This is a genomic window from Pseudomonas bubulae (assembly GCF_037023725.1).
Classification (GTDB): domain Bacteria; phylum Pseudomonadota; class Gammaproteobacteria; order Pseudomonadales; family Pseudomonadaceae; genus Aquipseudomonas; species Aquipseudomonas bubulae.
Genome location: NZ_CP146077.1, coordinates 904,161 through 920,494, shown reverse-complemented (window position 1 = coordinate 920,494; position 16,334 = coordinate 904,161). Strand labels below are relative to the sequence as shown.

Genomic DNA, 16,334 nt, shown 5'->3' with positions numbered 1-16,334 from the left:
GTCTTAAGCGCTGAAATCGCTTGCTGCTTTTGGCTGGTATTCCACTTCAAGCAGTTCCAGCTTGAGGGTCTTGCCACCGGGAGCAGGCCAGTTGATGTGCTGGCCAACTTGCAGCCCCAGCAACGCGCTGCCCACAGGGGCCAGAATCGAAATCTTGCCTTCGTCGGCGTTGGCGTCTTTTGGGTATACCAGCGTCAGGCGGTAGTCCTTGCCACTGCTTTCTTCGCGACAATGCACACGGGAATTCATGGTCACGACGCCGGCAGGCACTTCTTCGTGGCCAACGATGGTTTCGGCGCGATCGAGCTCGGCTTGCAGTGCCTCAATGCCAGGAGTCGTTTCTGGCAAGCTGTCGATCAATTGCTCCAGACGCTGTACGTCCAGGCGGGTGAGGATGAGTGGGGTTGGTGTGCTCATGACCTGGCAGACTCCTTTTTTCTGCACGAAAAAGCAAAACCCCGCCGGAATATGGCGGGGTTTTGACGAACCTCGTTAGTGCGAGGCGAACCCGGACACTACCACAGCAAAATAAATACACAAGCAGGGGGGACACTGCCCCCTGATTGCGTACGACGATTATCCGTAGCAGCTGCCGCAGGCTGCGTTCGGCGACGCAGTCGTCGTAAAGTCAGGCTCTGCGGTGTGTCAGTTGAACAAAGGGCTCAGGTTTTGCGATTGCTACGCAATCGAACGCAGCCTGCGGCAGCTGCTACGGGAGCCGCTGCCGCAATTGGGCCTGTTCACAAATCACCCGGCGCCGCTGGTCGTCTGCCGAGCGCCACTCGCGAATATCTTCAACGTGGCGAAAACAGCCCAGGCAGACTTTGTGCTCATCCAGCCGGCAGGTGCTGATGCAGGGGGACGGCACTGCCGGACTAACGTTACTGTAGAGCGGTTTTGCAGGTTTAGCAGAAGCGGTCACTGTCAGATCTCTTCAAATTCCAGCTCGGCGCCTGCGTGTTCCAGTGTCAGGCGCTGAACCATTTCGCTGAGCAGCTCGTCGCTTTTATCGCACTTCCACGAACTGCGTTTTTCATCGTAGTCGAAGTGAAAACCGCCGCTGGGTGCCGCCAGCCAGAGCTGCAGCAGCGGCGCCTGACGGCTGAAGATCAGGGCTTTGCCATTCTCGAACTTGATTGTCAGGATGCCGGCGGAATTCTCTACATCTACATCCAGATCAGAGTCATCAAAGATGTCTTCCAGATTTTCCTGGGTGGCATCGACCAGATCGTGAAAACGGGCTTCAGTCAAACTCATGGTGGAACCTCGTAATATCTAGTCATGCTCGGAGCTCGCAAGATACGGGCGCTCCAGGCCGATTGCAAACCCCATAACAGCCATCTGCCCGCGACCACTGATCATCCACACAGGACGTAACGCTCGGCCGCTCTGCTGCATAGGCAAGCTGGTGGGTGCTCGGTATACTCGGGCGCAATTAATGCTTTTCAAAGGATTTCGCCATGAAGCGCCTGATCTCTTCTATTGCTGCGCTCGTCGCGGTCGCCTGCCTTGTTTCTGCCTGTGGTCAAAAAGGACCGCTGTATCTTCCCGATGACAGCAAATCCCCTGAAGACCAAGCGAAGTCGTCGCAATCGCAATCGCACAAGCACCAATAAGGGAACACCATGGACGCTTTTAATTACCGGGACGGCGAGCTGTTCGCCGAAGGTGTTGCGCTGACGGCCATTGCCGAGCGTTTTGGCACGCCGACGTATGTTTATTCCCGGGCACACATCGAGGCGCAGTACAACGCTTTCGCCGATGCCCTGAACGGCATGCCGCACCTGGTGTGCTTCGCGGTCAAGGCCAACTCCAACCTGGGCGTGCTCAATGTCCTGGCGCGTCTGGGCGCCGGTTTTGACATCGTGTCCCGTGGCGAGCTGGAGCGTGTTCTGGCCGCTGGCGGCACGGCTGACAAGATCGTGTTTTCCGGTGTCGGCAAAACCCGCGATGACATGCGTCGCGCTCTGGAAGTGGGCGTGCACTGCTTCAACGTCGAGTCCACCGAAGAGCTTGAGCGCTTGCAGGTGGTGGCCGCCGAAATGGGCGTTCGCGCCCCGATTTCGCTGCGGGTCAACCCGGACGTCGATGCGGGAACCCACCCGTACATCTCCACCGGTCTGAAAGAAAACAAGTTCGGCATCGCCATCGCTGACGCCGAAGATGTCTACATCCGTGCCGCTCAATTGCCGAACCTGGAAGTGGTCGGTGTCGATTGCCATATCGGCTCCCAACTGACCACCCTCGAACCGTTCATCGACGCTCTCGACCGCCTGCTGGCACTGATCGACCGACTGGGCGATTGCGGCATCTACCTGCGTCATATCGACCTCGGTGGCGGCCTGGGCGTGCGTTACCGCGATGAAGAGCCGCCACTGGCCGGTGATTACATCAAGGCCGTGCGTGAGCGCCTCGACGGGCGTGACCTGGCGCTGGTGTTCGAGCCGGGTCGTTACATCGTGGCCAATGCTGGCGTGCTGCTGACTCAGGTCGAGTACCTCAAGCACACCGAGCACAAGGATTTCGCCATCGTCGATGCGGCGATGAACGATCTGATCCGCCCGGCCCTGTACCAGGCCTGGATGGACGTGACTGCAGTTCGCCCGCGTGACAGCGAAGCCCGCGCCTACGACATCGTCGGCCCGATCTGCGAAACCGGTGACTTCCTGGCCAAGGACCGCCAGCTGGCGCTGGCCGAAGGTGATTTGCTGGCCGTGCATTCGGCCGGTGCCTATGGTTTTGTCATGAGCTCGAACTACAACACCCGTGGCCGCGCCGCCGAAGTACTGGTGGATGGCGATCAGGCGTTTGAAGTGCGTCGTCGCGAGACTGTTGCCGAGTTGTTTGCTGGCGAAAGCCTGCTGCCGGAGTAAACCCATGTTGCTGCGTTTTACCAAAATGCACGGCCTGGGCAATGATTTCATGATTCTCGACCTGGTCAGCCAGCACGCGCACATCCTGCCCAAGCATGCCAAGCAATGGGGTGACAGGCACACGGGTGTCGGCTTTGATCAGCTATTGATCGTTGAAGCACCGAGTAACCCGGAGGTGGACTTCCGTTACCGGATCTTCAACTCCGACGGTTCCGAAGTGGAGCAATGCGGCAACGGGGCGCGCTGCTTTGCGCGCTTCGTGCTCGACAAGCGCCTGACCACCAAGCGCCAGATCAAGGTCGAAACCAAGAGCGGCATTATCGAACTGAACGTGCGCAGCGATGGGCAAATCAGCGTCGACATGGGGCCGCCGCGCCTGGTTCCGGCAGATATCCCGTTTGTGGCCGACGCCCAGGCGTTGAGCTATGAGCTGGATGTCGATGGCCAGACCGTCGAGTTGGCTGCCGTTTCGATGGGCAACCCCCATGCGGTGCTGCGCGTAGACGATATCAACGCTGCACCGGTGCATGAACTGGGCCCCAAAATTGAACACCATCCGCGCTTTCCCGCACGGGTCAATGTCGGTTTTCTGCACGTGATAGATCGTCAGCGCGGGCAACTGCGCGTCTGGGAACGCGGCGCCGGGGAAACCCAGGCCTGCGGCACCGGCGCCTGTGCAGCGGCCGTGGCAGCCATCAGCCAGGGCTGGATGGACTCACCGCTGATCCTCGATCTGCCTGGTGGCCGGTTGTCCATCGAATGGGCAGGCCCTGGCCACTCTGTGATCATGACCGGCCCGGCCATGCGTGTTTACGAAGGACAAGTCCGTTTATGAGCGAGCGCAACCGATGACCGACAAGACGCAGCCAGCAGCACTCGACGTCCCTGTGGATAACTCGCAAGCCGCAACGGTTGTAGCGTATCTGCAGGAGCATCCGGATTTCTTCAGCCAGCGCGAAGAGCTGTTGCTGTCGCTGCGCATTCCGCATCAGCGTGGCGACACCATTTCGCTGGTGGAACGTCAACTGGAGCTGCTGCGCAGTCGCAATATCGAGATGCGTCATCGCTTGTCGCAACTGATGGACGTGGCCCGTGACAACGACCGTCTGTTCGAAAAAACCCGTCGCCTGAACCTGGCCCTGATGGACGCCACCAGCCTCGAAGAGCTGGTGATTGCCGTCGAAGACAGCCTGCGCCAGGACTTCCAGGTGCCCTTTGTCAGCCTGGTGCTGTTTGGTGACAACCCGATGCCGGTCGGCCGTTGGGTCAGCAGCGCCGATGCGCAACGGGCGCTGGGTGGCTTGTTGACTGAAGGCAAGACCGTCAGCGGCAGCTTGCGCGAGCACGAGCTGGACTTCCTGTTTGGCGAAGAGCAGCGCAAGCAAATCGGTTCCACGGCCGTGGTAGCCCTTAATCATCTGGGGTTGCACGGTGTACTGGCGATTGCCAGTCGCGATCCGCAGCACTACAAAAGCTCGGTGGGCACGCTGTTCCTCGGCTATATCGCCGAAGTGCTGGGCCGGGTGCTGCCGCGCTTTACCAACGCGCTGCGCTCGGTGCGCTAGATGGAACGGCAACTGGACGCTTACTGCATTCACCTGCGCAGTGAGCGCCAGGTGTCCCCGCATACGCTTGAGGCCTACCGCCGCGACCTGAACAAGGTGCTGGCGTTTTGCGCCAAGGAATCAATCCCCAGCTGGGCGGCACTGGATATCCAGCGCATGCGCCAACTGGTGTCGCGTCTGCATCAGCAAGGGCAGTCCTCGCGCAGTATTGCCCGTCTGCTGTCGGCGGTACGCGGGCTTTATCACTACCTCAATCGAGAAGGCCTGTGCGACCACGATCCGGCAAACGGCCTGGCCCCGCCAAAAGGCGAACGTCGCCTGCCCAAGACCCTGGATACCGATCGCGCCCTGCAATTGCTGGAGGGTGGTGTCGAGGACGATTTTCTGGCCCAACGCGATCAGGCCATTCTGGAGCTGTTTTACTCGTCGGGCCTGCGCTTGTCGGAGCTGACCGGGCTAAATCTGGAACAGCTGGATCTGGCTGACGGGCTGGTCGAAGTGCTCGGCAAAGGCAGCAAGACCCGCGTGCTGCCCGTCGGCAAGAAGGCCCGGGAGGCGCTTCAGGCCTGGCTGGCAGTGCGGTTGCTGGCCAACCCCAAGGACGACGCCGTATTCGTCAGCCAGCGTGGTACGCGCCTTGGGCCAAGGGCAATTCAAATGCGGGTCAAGGCTGCCGGTGAGCGTGAGCTGGGACAGAATCTGCACCCGCACATGCTGCGCCATTCATTTGCCAGCCATCTGCTGGAGTCCTCCCAGGACTTGCGTGCCGTGCAAGAGTTGCTCGGGCATGCGGACATCAAAACCACGCAAATTTATACTCATCTGGATTTCCAGCATCTGGCATCGGTCTACGACAGCGCCCATCCAAGGGCCAAACGCAGTAAGGACAGTGAATGACGATTGAGCTGATTACCTTCGACCTCGACGACACTCTGTGGGACACCGCCCCGGTGATCGTCAGCGCTGAAGCCGTGTTGCGTAACTGGCTGACGGATAACGCACCAAAAATGGGCGCTGTTGAGGCCGGGCATTTCCAGGCGATTCGCGAGCGGGTATTGAGCGAGGAGCCGCAGCTCAAGCACCGGATCAGTGCCCTGCGTCGGCGCATTCTGTTTCATGCGCTGCACGGTGCGGGTTACGCCAACGCTGCGTCTTTGGCCGATGATGCCTTTGAGGTGTTTATTGAGGCGCGTCACGCCCTGGACGTATTCCCCCAGGCCGAGCCGACCCTGATGGTGCTGGCACGGGATTACGCCCTGGGTGTGGTGACCAACGGTAACGCCGATGTGCGAAGAATAGGTTTGGGCCATCACTTCAAGTTTGTGTTGTGTGCTGAAGACATTGGCATTGCCAAACCGGACGCGCGCCTGTTTCACGAAGCGCTGGCGCGCGGTGGCGTGGCAGCAGGGGCGGCGGTGCATGTGGGCGATCACCCCGGTGACGATATTGCCGGAGCGCAATTGGCAGGCCTGCGTGCAGTGTGGTTCAACCCCGGCGGCAAGCACTGGGACGGGGACAAGGCTCCCGATGCGGAAATTGGCTGTTTGAGCGAGTTGCCGCTGGTGTTGAAGCACTTGTAACTGTGGGAGCGGGCTTGCTCGCGTTGCAGGCACCGCGGTCGCCAGACAAACCGGAATGTTGCAATCACGATAAGCCCGCGCCACAGGGATGTGAAGTTTTCCAACGCCCACAAAAAAACCCGCAGCGACGGCGGGTTTTTTCTTCAAGCATGCAAGCGGTCCTTATCCTTAGATAGGACGGCTGCCGTACTTGTTGTCAGGCTTTTTGGGCGGGTCAGCCACCACATTGGCCTCAACTTCCTGCACCTTGCCGCCCTTGGACAAAAACTCTTCCATGGCGCGGGCCAGAGCATCACGCTCCTTGTTTTTGGCTTCTACGCTCGGCAGGTCATCAACCGACACAGCGGCCTTTGACTTGCCTTTGGCCGCAGGGGCCGGCGCATCATCGCCACCATCGTCGTCTGCAACATCCTCGGCGGCCGTTTCCAGGCCCTCTTCGGTATCGTCGTCTTCGCCTACTTCGAGGTCATCGTTTTCCAGATCGTCGTCGCTCATGTTCTACCCCATGACATACGTATAGCAGATTAGTTATAGACCAGCTGTGGCGACTGTCGACCACCGCTGGTGAAAAAGTAGCCTTGGGCAAACCGCGGCTTACGCCTCTTCATCGTTGTAAGGTGAAGAGGGTTTGGCGAATACCACCATCATTACGGCATCCGCCTGAATTAACACCTCGCCAGGCGCCCTGTGCCGAATGCTCCAGCACACGGATCACGGGCCTTGAAAGCGTCGGGAGATCATCCTCGCCTTCGTCGTACTCGAGCATTGTTTTCTGCCCTCGGCGCGCATTCTAGCGTGCTGAAGAAAAAAGCAAAGCGGCTAATAGTCGAGTTGTGTCGCAAGCACGGGTCGCATAAACAAGCGTAGAACTTCGCAACCCCAATAACCTGTAGGGGAAATCATTTCATAGCACCGAATATCGCCTTATTACCGGCAAAAAAAAACCCGGCACGCCGGGTTTTTTTATAGAGGGAACCTTACAGGTTGTAACCACGCTCGTTGTGCTGAGCCAGGTCGAGGCCCACAGCCTCTTCCTCTTCTGTCACGCGCAGCCCCATCACGGCATCCAGTACCTTGAGGATGATGAAGGTGACGATCGCGGTGTAGACTACAGTGAAGGCTACGCCCTTGAACTGGATCCAGACTTGCGCTGCGATGTCGGTCACGGTGCCGAAGCCGCCCAGTGCCGGGGCTGCAAACACGCCAGTGAGGATTGCACCGACGATACCGCCGATACCGTGCACACCGAACGCATCCAGCGAGTCATCGTAGCCCAGCTTGCGCTTGAGGCTGGTGGCGCAGAAGAAGCAGATCACGCCAGCCGACAAGCCGATCACCACCGAGCCCATCGGGCCTACGGTGCCGGCAGCCGGGGTGATTGCCACCAGGCCTGCTACCACGCCCGAGGCGATGCCCAGTGCGCTAGGTTTGCCATGGGTAATCCACTCGGCAAACATCCAGCCCAGGGCTGCGGCTGCGGTGGCGATCTGGGTCACCAGCATGGCCATGCCGGCAGTACCGTTGGCGGCCGCTGCAGAGCCTGCGTTGAAGCCGAACCAGCCGATCCACAGCATGGCAGCGCCCACCAGGGTGTAACCCAGGTTGTGTGGCGCCATCGGGGTGCTTGGGTAGCCTTTGCGCTTGCCGAGCACGATGCACGCTACCAGGCCGGCGATACCGGCGTTGATATGCACCACAGTGCCGCCCGCAAAGTCGAGTACGCCCCAGTCCCACAGCAGGCCGCCGTTGCCGCTCCACACCATGTGCGCAATCGGTGCATACACCAGGGTGAACCACACGCCCATGAAGATCAGCATGGCGGAAAATTTCATGCGCTCTGCAAAGGCACCGACGATCAGCGCCGGGGTGATGATGGCGAAGGTCATCTGGAAGGTGATGAACACGGCTTCCGGGAACAGCGCGGTGGATGAGGTCAGGCTTTCAGGCGTTACACCCGCCAGGAATGCTTTGCCAAACCCGCCGATAAAGGAATTGAAGTTGGTGACGCCCTGCTCCATGCCCGTGGTGTCGAACGTGATGCTGTAGCCGTAAATGACCCACAGAATGCTGATCAGACCGGTAATGGCGAAGCACTGCATCATCACGGAAAGAATGTTTTTGGAGCGCACCATGCCGCCGTAGAACAGCGCCAGGCCGGGAATGGTCATAAACAGCACCAAGGCTGTAGCAGTCAGCATCCAGGCGGTGTCGCCGGAGTTGAGGACTGGAGCAGCCACTCCGTCTGCCGCCATGGCCAGGCCAGGCATTACGACGGACAACAGGGCTCCGAGCCCTGCGATTTTACGCAGAGTCATAGTGTTTTCTCCTGGGGCGTTGGGTTTGGCGGCTTAGATTGCGTCGGTATCGGTTTCGCCGGTACGGATGCGAATAGCCTGTTCCAGATTGACTACGAAAATCTTGCCGTCACCAATCTTGCCGGTGTTGGCAGCCTTGGTGATCGCCTCGATAACCCGATCAAGATCCTTGTCGTCAATGGCGACATCAATCTTCACCTTTGGCAGAAAATCGACCACATATTCCGCACCGCGATACAGCTCGGTATGGCCCTTCTGACGGCCGAAGCCTTTGACCTCAGTAACGGTAATGCCTTGTACGCCGATCTCAGACAGCGACTCGCGCACGTCATCCAACTTGAACGGCTTGATAATGGCGGTGACTAGCTTCATGAAACTTCTCCCGAATTGGTGGACTTGCCCCAGGAAAACAAACCCGGCTCAAGTCTAAGCGCAGTGTCTGGCTTTGTAACGCATCGTCAGCCTTCTTCAGGCTGTACAACGTGTGTAAATCGCTGGTGACGAAAACACTCCTTGAACCACCTGCCGCACTGCCTTCGTCACAGCTACTGCATCAGTGCATGAGTCATGTTGGTCTTAGCAGAAACCTTGCCATGTCTGGAAAAATCAATAATTACAGCGATTTAGAGGAAGTTGATGGCTTTTGGCCTGATTTCTCGGGGTATTTGTGCTCGATGATGGTGCGCAGCTTGCGGGGGTGGTGCGCGAAAAATGTGCAGAAAGCCCCCGCCAATGGGGGCCTACACCCCGTGATACACTCGTCACCATCAGTTTTAAGGACCTTATCCATGCTCGCGCCCAAAGATTTTCTCGACGCCCTTGGCGGCCATGCCTCCCGCTTGTTCAGTGGCGAAACCGCGCTGCCGCGCAATGAAATCGAAAGCCAGTTCAAAGCCTTGCTGCAAAGCGGTTTCAGCAAGCTTGATCTGGTGAGCCGCGAAGAGTTCGACAGCCAGATGGTGGTTTTGGCGCGCACCCGTGCTCGCCTCGAAAGCCTGGAGGCCAAAGTGGCCGAAATGGAAGCAAGGCTGTTGCCGCCGAGCGAATAACGCTCAAAGGCGGTGCATTCGCCTGTATTAACAAGGATGTTTTTATATGCTGGTGATGAACCCGCTAGTGCCCGAGATGATCGTCTCGGACCTTTCGCGCAGTCTGCATTTTTACTGTGAAGTGCTCGGTTTCAAGATCGAGTACCAACGGCCCGAGCATCTTTTTGCGTTTCTGTCATTCCATGGCAGCCAGTTGATGCTGGAACAGGACGACCTCGAAGAGTCTTCCTGGCGGGTCGGCCCGCTGGAGCAGCCGTTCGGCCGGGGCATGAACCTGTCGATCAAATGCCCGGCTGCCGATTGCCTGATCGAGCGCCTGCAAGCCGCTGGCCATACCCTGCGCAAACCCCTGGAAGAACGCTGGTACCGCAGCAATGAAGTGCTGTTTGGCGAGTGCAACTTTTTGGTGCTCGACCCCGATGGCTATTTGTTGCGCTTTGCCGAGGATCTGGGGACCCGAGCGCTGGAGCAGTGAGTCAGGCGCAGTGGTGAATGGGTTGCACCTGTTCGCGAATCGCTGCACCGCGGTCGATTTCTGCTGTGCGCAGGTCGTAAGTGGTTTGCAGGTTAAGCCAGAACTCCGGGGTGGTTGCCAGGCAAATTGACAGGCGCAGTGCCATATCGGCACTGACGCCACGGCGCTGCAGCACGATATCGTTGACCGTCGGCGCGGACACCCCCAGCGCCCTGGCCAAAGCAGCAGACGAGAGGCTCAGGGGCTCAAGGTATTCTTCCTTGAGAACTTCACCCGGGTGAACCGGGCGCATGCCATTTTTGATCATGATGACCTCATTGGTAATCAGCTATTTCTACTGCTTCAGGGCCATTGGCGCCCCAGACGAAGCAGATTCGCCATTGTGCGTTGATGCGGATGCTGTGCTGGCCCTTGCGTGTACCGCTGAGAGCCTCGAGCCGGTTGCCAGGTGGTGACGCTAGATCTGTCAGCACGCTTGCAGCGTCCAGCATGGTTAATTTTCATTCAATGACATTGAGAATGTCTGACCATAAGCGCGTCTTGCCATTTCGATACAGACTTTCAGTTCTGTTGCATTTAAAACTTACAATCATGATTAATGAATAACGTTATTGATTAATCATAGGGTCTTATAATTTTTTCGCAATCGCACTTTGGCAGTTCGTTGGCCGTGCTCCCATACCCGTTAACATCCCGTATCCATTCCATGCCTGCCCCTGGCTTGAGATTCGCGCACCATGGTTTTTTTGCGAACTCAAGGAAAGAGTCATGGCTCTGGCGATTGTTTACAGCCGCGCCCAGGTGGGCGTCGAGGCGCCTGCCGTTACGGTCGAGGCGCATCTGGCCAATGGGTTGCCTGCGTTGACGCTGGTTGGTTTGCCCGAAACAGCGGTCAAGGAAAGTAAAGACCGGGTACGCAGCGCAATCATCAACTCCACGCTGGATTTCCCGGCCCGGCGTATCACCCTCAACCTCGCGCCCGCCGACCTGCCCAAGGACGGCGGGCGTTTTGATGTGGCCATTGCCCTGGGCATTTTGGCGGCCAGCGGGCAACTGCCGGCCGTGGCGCTGGAGCAGGTGGAGTGTTTGGGCGAACTGGCGCTATCGGGCGCAATCAGGCCAGTGCAGGGCATATTGCCTGCCGCCCTGGCAGCAAGGGCCGCAGGCCGGGCGCTGGTGGTACCGCAGGCCAATGCCGAAGAAGCCTGCCTGGCCTGCGGGCTGACAGTAATTGCGGCCGAGCACTTGTTGCAGTTGGTGGCCCATTTCGCAGGTCGGGAGGTGATAGAGCCCTATATCCCCAGCGGCTTGCTGCATATCAGCAAACCCTACCCCGACCTGAGCGATGTCCAAGGGCAGCTTTCGGCCAAACGGGCATTGCTGGTCGCTGCTGCTGGCAGTCACAACCTGCTGTTTACCGGGCCGCCGGGCACGGGTAAAACCTTGCTGGCCAGCCGCCTGCCCGGCTTGTTGCCACCGCTCAATGAGCAAGAGGCGCTGGAAGTGGCCGCCATTCAGTCAGTGGCCAGCCAGGTGCCATTGAACTGCTGGCCACAGCGACCGTTTCGCCAACCTCATCATTCGGCCTCGGGGCCGGCGCTGGTGGGCGGCGGCTCCAAACCGCGGCCCGGGGAAATAACCCTGGCCCATCACGGCGTATTGTTTCTGGATGAGCTTCCCGAGTTTGATCGCAAGGTTCTGGAAGTCTTGCGGGAGCCCATGGAAAGCGGCTTTATCGTGATTGCACGGGCGAAAGATCGCATGCGTTTTCCGGCGCGCTTCCAACTGGTTGCGGCGATGAATCCCTGCCCCTGTGGATATCTTGGCGAACCCACTGGCCGCTGCCGCTGTACACCGGAGCAAATCCAGCGCTATCGCAACAAACTTTCCGGCCCATTGCTCGATCGCATCGACCTGCACCTGACCGTAGCCCGCGAGACCACCTCTCTCAACCCGCCGCTTGCCTCAGGTGACACCACGGCCAACGCCGCCGGGCTTGTGGCTGCGGCGCGTGAGCGCCAACTGCAACGTCAGGGCTGCGCCAATGCCTTTCTCGATCTGCCGGGAGTGCGAACCCAATGCCGCTTGAGCGATATGGATAACAGCTGGCTGGAGGCGGCTTGCGAGCGCATGACCTTGTCACTGCGAGCGGCACACCGACTGCTGAAAGTGGCAAGGACCCTGGCGGATCTGGAGCAGGTACACAATATAGAGCGCAAGCATCTCGCAGAGGCGTTGCAATATCGGCCATTCAGTGGCTGATTATGGCGGTCAGTGCAACTGCTCAACGGTTGGCAACACCATGGCGGCGACTTCCTGCTGCAAAAAGTCGCTGAGCCGACGCAAACGCTCGCCCCCGGGACGGGTCTTGGGCCAAACCAGATAGTAATTATCGCCGCTGGCCACGGCAGCAGGGAACGGCAGGCTCAGGCGCCCCTGGGCAACGTCTTCGGCCACCATCAACAAATCCCCCATGGAAATGCCGTAGCCCCGGGCGGCGGCAATCATGCCCAGCTCCAGGGTGTCGAAAACTTGCCCGCCCTTGAGTGACACTTGCCCGCCCAGGCCCATGCAGTCGAGCCAACGCCGCCAGTCGCGGCGGTCAGGCGTAGGGTGCAGCAGCTCAGTGCTCGCCAGGCGTGTGACGTCCCATGGCGCGTCGCCCTGAATGGCGGGCGCACCGACCGGGATCAGCATCTCCGGGAACAGCAGCGTGGCCTCCCAGTCAGGCGGAAAGTGGCCGTTGCTCAACAGCACTGCACAGTCGAATGGCTCGTGATTGAAATCCACATGGTCAATGTCCATCCAGGCACTGGTCAGTTGCACCTCATTGCCGCTCTGCAAGTGGCGAAAGCGGCTCAGGCGGGCCAATAACCAGCGCATGGTCAGGGTCGAGGGGGCTTTCATGCGCAAGATGTCATCTTCGGCGCGCAAGGTAGTACAGGCGCGTTCCAGAGCGGCAAAGCCTTCGCGCACTCCCGGCAGCAGCAAGCGCGCGGCTTCGGTGAGTTGCAGGCTGCGCCCGCTGCGCTGAAATAACCGGCAGGCGAAATGCGCTTCCAGGGTTTTGATATGGCGACTGACAGCGCTCTGGGTAATGGACAGCTCTTCTCCCGCCCGGGTGAATGAACTATGGCGAGCTGCAGCCTCAAAGGCGCGCAAGGCGTAAAGCGGAGGAAGGCTACGAGCCATTACTCATATTCCTATAGCTCAAAAGGTGATGGCACAGAAGGCAAGATCAACCATGAGTTTAAATCATGCCAATGATCGTTTTTATCCCTTTGCTTAAAACACTCAACGCGCCGAGAATCAAGCCTTTCAACGCACCTATAGAAATTTCTACAATGACCAAACAGCATCCTGCACGTATCGAACTCTCGGCCATTATGAGGTTGGCCGGGCCGCTGATCGCTTCGCAGCTGGCTCACATGCTGATGGTACTCACCGATACCCTGATGATGGCGCGCTTGAGCCCGGAGGCTCTGGCTGGCGGGAGCCTGGGAGCGGCCAGCTACTCGTTCGTGTCGATTTTCTGCATTGGCGTCATCGCTGCCGTGGGCACGCTGGTGTCGATTCGCCAGGGTGCAGGGGATATCGAAGGGGCGACCCGCCTGACTCAGGCCGGGTTGTGGCTCGCTTGGGCACTGGCGCTGGGCGGCGCGGTAATGCTGTGGAATATCAAACCGCTATTGTTGCTGTTTGGCCAGACGCCCACCAACGTTGAAGCGGCTGGCCAGTTTCTGCTGCTGCTACCGTTTGCCCTGCCCGGCTATATGACTTTTATGGCCCTGCGCGGCTTTACCAGTGCAATGGGCCGGGCCACACCGGTGATGGTGATCAGCCTGATCGGTACCGTGGCCAACTTTGTGCTCAATTACGCGCTGATTACCGGCATGTTCGGCCTGCCAAAACTGGGCTTGATGGGTATCGGCCTGGTCACGGCGATTGTGGCGACCTGCATGGCGCTGGGGTTGGCCTGGCATATCCATCGGCATCCGGCCTACAACGCGTACCCGATCAGCAAGGGCCTGTCGCGGATCAATCTGACATATTTGCGGGAACTGTGGCGGCTCGGCCTGCCGATTGGCGGGACCTATGCCGTGGAAGTCGGTTTGTTTGCCTTCGCAGCACTGTGCATGGGCACCATGGGCAGTACACAGCTGGCAGCGCACCAGATCGCACTGCAAATCGTATCGGTGGCATTTATGGTACCTGCAGGCATGTCGTATGCGATCACCATGCGTATTGGCCAGCACTATGGTGGTGGTGACTTGCAGCGGGCGCGGCTGGCAGGACGGGTCGGTATCGGTTTTGGTGCATGTGTGATGCTCGGGTTTTCCGTGGTGTTCTGGTTTTGGCCAAGGGATCTGGTGGGGTTGTTCCTCGATTACAATGACCCTGCATTCCGTCCGGTATTTGAGCTGGCCGTCAGCCTGCTGGCGGTAGCGGCATGGTTTGAGCTGTTTGATGGCGCACAAACCATCGCCATGGGCGCGATTCGCGGGCTCAAGGATGCCAAGACCACCTTTCTGGTGGGGCTGTTCTGCTATTGGGTGATTGGCGCGCCAATGGCCTGGATGCTGGCCTTTACCTTCGGTTGGGGCCCGGCAGGTGTCTGGTGGGGGCTGGCGACGGGCCTGGCCTGTGCAGCGATCAGCTTGACCCTGGCGTTCGAGTGGAAGGTACGGCGCATGATCAAGCTGGAGCGCAAGGCGGCCAAAGTGGCGGGCGTAGCTGTGTAGCAGCTGCCGAAGGAACGAGGCTGCTACGGAAGTTTTTCTTAAGCCCTAGAGCGCAATTGGCACCTGCTGCCCGGCCCCAAACGTCAAATACTCCACCAGTTCGGCCAGCGGCAGCGGCTTGCTGATGAAGTAGCCCTGCACCTGATCGCAGCCAAAATCACGCAAAAGAGCAAGCTGTTCGGGAGTTTCGACGCCTTCGGCAACCACTTCCAGTTTCAGGTTGTGGGCCAGGTTGATCATGGCGTGGACCAGTTTGCGGTTCTCTTCGCGGCTTTCCATGCCGCCCACAAAGCTTTTGTCGATCTTGAGCAGCGTAATCGGCAGGCTATTGAGGTGCACAAACGATGAAAAACCCGTACCGAAATCATCCAGCGAAAAACGCACACCCAGTCGGCCCAGGGCATCCATGGTCTGTTTGACCAGATCACTGCGCCGCATCACGGCCGTTTCGGTCAGCTCGAACTCCAGCCACTGTGCTTCTACGCCGCGTTCGCTGATCAGGCGGCTGAGGGTCGAAAGCAACTGGCTGTCCTGAAACTGGCGAAACGACAGGTTGACCGCCATGTGCAGCGGCTCAAGCCCGCGTTCGCGCAACGCCTGCATATCCCGCAGGGCACGGGAGATAACCCAGTACCCCAGCGGAACAATCAGCCCGCTTTGCTCGGCCAAAGGCACGAACTCACTCGGAGCCAACAGGCCACGCTCGGCATGGCGCCAGCGCACCAGCGCTTCCAGCCCGACGATCTGCCCCGTGCCAAGATCCAGGCGCGGCTGGTAATGCAGTTCCAGTTCGTCACGGCGCAACGCCCGGCGCAACTCGCTTTCGAGGTCGGCCAGGCTGCGGGCATTGCGATTGATACGCTCGTTGAATACGTGGAAGGTACAGCCCTGGGTGCTTTTGGCCTGTTGCATGGCAATGTGCGCGTGCCACATCAACGGGTCGGCCCCGGCGTTGGCGCGGGCATGGGCAATACCCAGGCTGCAGCCGATCAACAGGCTTTCGCCGTCGACCCAGTAGGGCTCGGCCATCACCTCGGTAATGCGCTCGGCCATCCATTCGGCACGCTCGGGCGCGCGATGGGTATTGATCAACAGGGCGAATTCATCACTGCCAAGACGGGCCAGTTGGTCACCCGCTTCAAGCTGGCTTTTGAGGCGCGCCACTACTTGCAGGATCAGGCGGTCGCCAGCCTGATGGCCCAATGCATCGTTGGCGTGACGAAAGTTGTCCAGGTCCAGATGGCCCAAGGCAATGCCACGGCCGTCACTTTCGGCCAGACGCACGGCCAGCAGGGTCTGGAAGCCTTGCCTGTTGGCAATGCCGGTCAGTGGATCCTCTTCGGCGAGGCGCTGCAAGGTGTGTTCCAGCAGGCCGCGTTCACGCACATGGCGCAGACAGCGGCGCAGTACATCGCCCGTCAGGCTGGCGCCGACCAGCCAGTCGCTGACGCCCGCTGGAGCGCTATCAGGCTCGCTGTCGAGCAGCAAAACCGTGGGCAGGCGGCAGCGGCCCGCTGGGGGCTGCAGGGCCGGGGTCGTCAGGAGCAGCGCATTGCGATCGTTTTCGAACAGATGGCTGACAGACTCCCAGCTCGGCGCGCATATCAGGACGGCCGCACTTCCCATTGGCGCCAGACACTCGCGCAACAACGCTGCCCAAGATGGCTCTTCGGCCAATAGCAGCAAACGCAAGGGTTCGACAGGCGTAGACAAGCTAGCTCCCTAGACTCTGCAA

At 59.4% G+C, this 16,334-nt stretch carries 19 protein-coding genes and 1 pseudogene; 10 read left to right on the top strand and 10 right to left on the bottom strand.

Going from position 1 to position 16,334, the window contains the following annotated elements; all coding sequences use genetic code 11:
• Positions 1–3: 3 nt before the first annotated feature.
• From rnk to cyaY, 3 genes are all read right to left on the bottom strand, one after another.
• Complete coding sequence (gene rnk / locus V6L81_RS04265) at positions 4–417, bottom strand: nucleoside diphosphate kinase regulator (RefSeq protein ID WP_019828269.1); 414 nt, start codon at positions 415–417, stop codon at positions 4–6.
• 292 nt (positions 418–709) lie between these two features.
• The gene (locus V6L81_RS04260) at positions 710–928 is read right to left on the bottom strand and encodes a DUF1289 domain-containing protein (protein WP_153326713.1); all 219 of its coding nucleotides are present in this window, start codon (positions 926–928) and stop codon (positions 710–712) included.
• Positions 925–1,257, bottom strand: coding sequence for an iron donor protein CyaY (gene cyaY / locus V6L81_RS04255; protein ID WP_094999751.1), 333 nt, complete (start codon positions 1,255–1,257; stop codon positions 925–927). The genes V6L81_RS04260 and cyaY overlap by 4 nt, the downstream gene beginning before the upstream one ends.
• Before the next feature lie 203 nt (positions 1,258–1,460).
• Here cyaY and V6L81_RS04250 point away from each other — a divergent pair, with 203 nt between their 5' ends.
• Genes V6L81_RS04250 through V6L81_RS04225 form a run of 6 tightly spaced genes read left to right on the top strand, consistent with a single transcriptional unit; the run spans position 1,461 to position 6,018 of the window.
• Positions 1,461–1,616 carry an LPS translocon maturation chaperone LptM gene (locus tag V6L81_RS04250; protein WP_019828266.1) on the top strand — a complete coding sequence of 52 codons (156 nt, stop codon included), beginning with the start codon at positions 1,461–1,463 and terminating at the stop codon, positions 1,614–1,616.
• 9 nt (positions 1,617–1,625) lie between these two features.
• Complete coding sequence (gene lysA / locus V6L81_RS04245; RefSeq protein WP_094999750.1) at positions 1,626–2,873, top strand: diaminopimelate decarboxylase; 1,248 nt, start codon at positions 1,626–1,628, stop codon at positions 2,871–2,873.
• Between the two features lie 4 nt (positions 2,874–2,877).
• Complete coding sequence (gene dapF, locus V6L81_RS04240) at positions 2,878–3,708, top strand: diaminopimelate epimerase (RefSeq protein WP_338660496.1); 831 nt, start codon at positions 2,878–2,880, stop codon at positions 3,706–3,708.
• Positions 3,709–3,721: 13 nt separating this feature from the next.
• Positions 3,722–4,438, top strand: a complete 717-nt coding sequence (locus V6L81_RS04235; protein WP_095017855.1) for a DUF484 family protein — start codon at positions 3,722–3,724, stop codon at positions 4,436–4,438.
• On the top strand, positions 4,439–5,335 hold the full coding sequence (gene xerC, locus V6L81_RS04230) for a tyrosine recombinase XerC (protein WP_094999747.1): 897 nt from the start codon (positions 4,439–4,441) through the stop codon (positions 5,333–5,335). It begins immediately after the preceding gene.
• Positions 5,332–6,018, top strand: coding sequence for an HAD family hydrolase (locus tag V6L81_RS04225; RefSeq protein WP_095031529.1), 687 nt, complete (start codon positions 5,332–5,334; stop codon positions 6,016–6,018). The genes xerC and V6L81_RS04225 overlap by 4 nt, the downstream gene beginning before the upstream one ends.
• 168 nt (positions 6,019–6,186) lie before the next feature.
• On the opposite strand, the gene sutA is transcribed toward V6L81_RS04225, so the two are convergent.
• The 3 genes from sutA to glnK form a co-directional block, all read right to left on the bottom strand.
• On the bottom strand, positions 6,187–6,513 hold the full coding sequence (sutA, locus tag V6L81_RS04220; protein ID WP_094999745.1) for a transcriptional regulator SutA: 327 nt from the start codon (positions 6,511–6,513) through the stop codon (positions 6,187–6,189).
• Between the two features lie 482 nt (positions 6,514–6,995).
• Positions 6,996–8,333: an ammonium transporter gene (locus tag V6L81_RS04215; RefSeq protein ID WP_094999744.1), complete on the bottom strand. Its 1,338-nt coding sequence runs from the start codon at positions 8,331–8,333 to the stop codon at positions 6,996–6,998.
• A 33-nt stretch (positions 8,334–8,366) separates the two neighbouring features.
• Positions 8,367–8,705, bottom strand: a complete 339-nt coding sequence (glnK, locus tag V6L81_RS04210) for a P-II family nitrogen regulator (protein ID WP_002555808.1) — start codon at positions 8,703–8,705, stop codon at positions 8,367–8,369.
• Positions 8,706–9,121: 416 nt separating this feature from the next.
• Between glnK and V6L81_RS04205 the strand changes: the two genes are divergently transcribed.
• Together V6L81_RS04205 and V6L81_RS04200 are read left to right on the top strand one after the other, a co-directional pair.
• Entirely contained in the window at positions 9,122–9,382 is a 261-nt protein-coding gene (locus V6L81_RS04205; protein ID WP_094999743.1) for an accessory factor UbiK family protein, read from the top strand.
• A gap of 46 nt (positions 9,383–9,428) precedes the next feature.
• Positions 9,429–9,857 (top strand): VOC family protein, encoded by a 429-nt coding sequence (locus V6L81_RS04200; protein ID WP_095026822.1) that lies wholly within the window; start codon positions 9,429–9,431, stop codon positions 9,855–9,857.
• Position 9,858: 1 nt separating this feature from the next.
• On the opposite strand, the gene V6L81_RS04195 is transcribed toward V6L81_RS04200, so the two are convergent.
• Positions 9,859–10,164 carry a HigA family addiction module antitoxin gene (locus V6L81_RS04195; protein WP_094999741.1) on the bottom strand — a complete coding sequence of 102 codons (306 nt, stop codon included), beginning with the start codon at positions 10,162–10,164 and terminating at the stop codon, positions 9,859–9,861.
• 7 nt (positions 10,165–10,171) lie between these two features.
• Positions 10,172–10,450, bottom strand: a pseudogene (locus tag V6L81_RS04190) (type II toxin-antitoxin system RelE/ParE family toxin).
• Positions 10,451–10,625: 175 nt separating this feature from the next.
• Between V6L81_RS04190 and V6L81_RS04185 the strand changes: the two are divergent.
• On the top strand, positions 10,626–12,119 hold the full coding sequence (locus V6L81_RS04185) for a YifB family Mg chelatase-like AAA ATPase (protein WP_094999740.1): 1,494 nt from the start codon (positions 10,626–10,628) through the stop codon (positions 12,117–12,119).
• 9 nt (positions 12,120–12,128) lie between these two features.
• Here V6L81_RS04185 and V6L81_RS04180 read toward each other — a convergent pair whose 3' ends face one another.
• A complete protein-coding gene (locus V6L81_RS04180; protein ID WP_094999739.1) occupies positions 12,129–13,049 on the bottom strand; it encodes a LysR substrate-binding domain-containing protein in 921 nt (306 codons plus the stop codon).
• A 152-nt stretch (positions 13,050–13,201) separates the two neighbouring features.
• On the opposite strand from V6L81_RS04180, the gene V6L81_RS04175 reads away from it, so the two are divergent.
• Complete coding sequence (locus V6L81_RS04175; RefSeq protein ID WP_095026821.1) at positions 13,202–14,599, top strand: NorM family multidrug efflux MATE transporter; 1,398 nt, start codon at positions 13,202–13,204, stop codon at positions 14,597–14,599.
• 45 nt (positions 14,600–14,644) lie between these two features.
• Here V6L81_RS04175 and V6L81_RS04170 read toward each other — a convergent pair whose 3' ends face one another.
• Positions 14,645–16,312 (bottom strand): bifunctional diguanylate cyclase/phosphodiesterase, encoded by a 1,668-nt coding sequence (locus V6L81_RS04170; RefSeq protein WP_094999737.1) that lies wholly within the window; start codon positions 16,310–16,312, stop codon positions 14,645–14,647.
• Positions 16,313–16,334 lie beyond the last annotated feature (22 nt).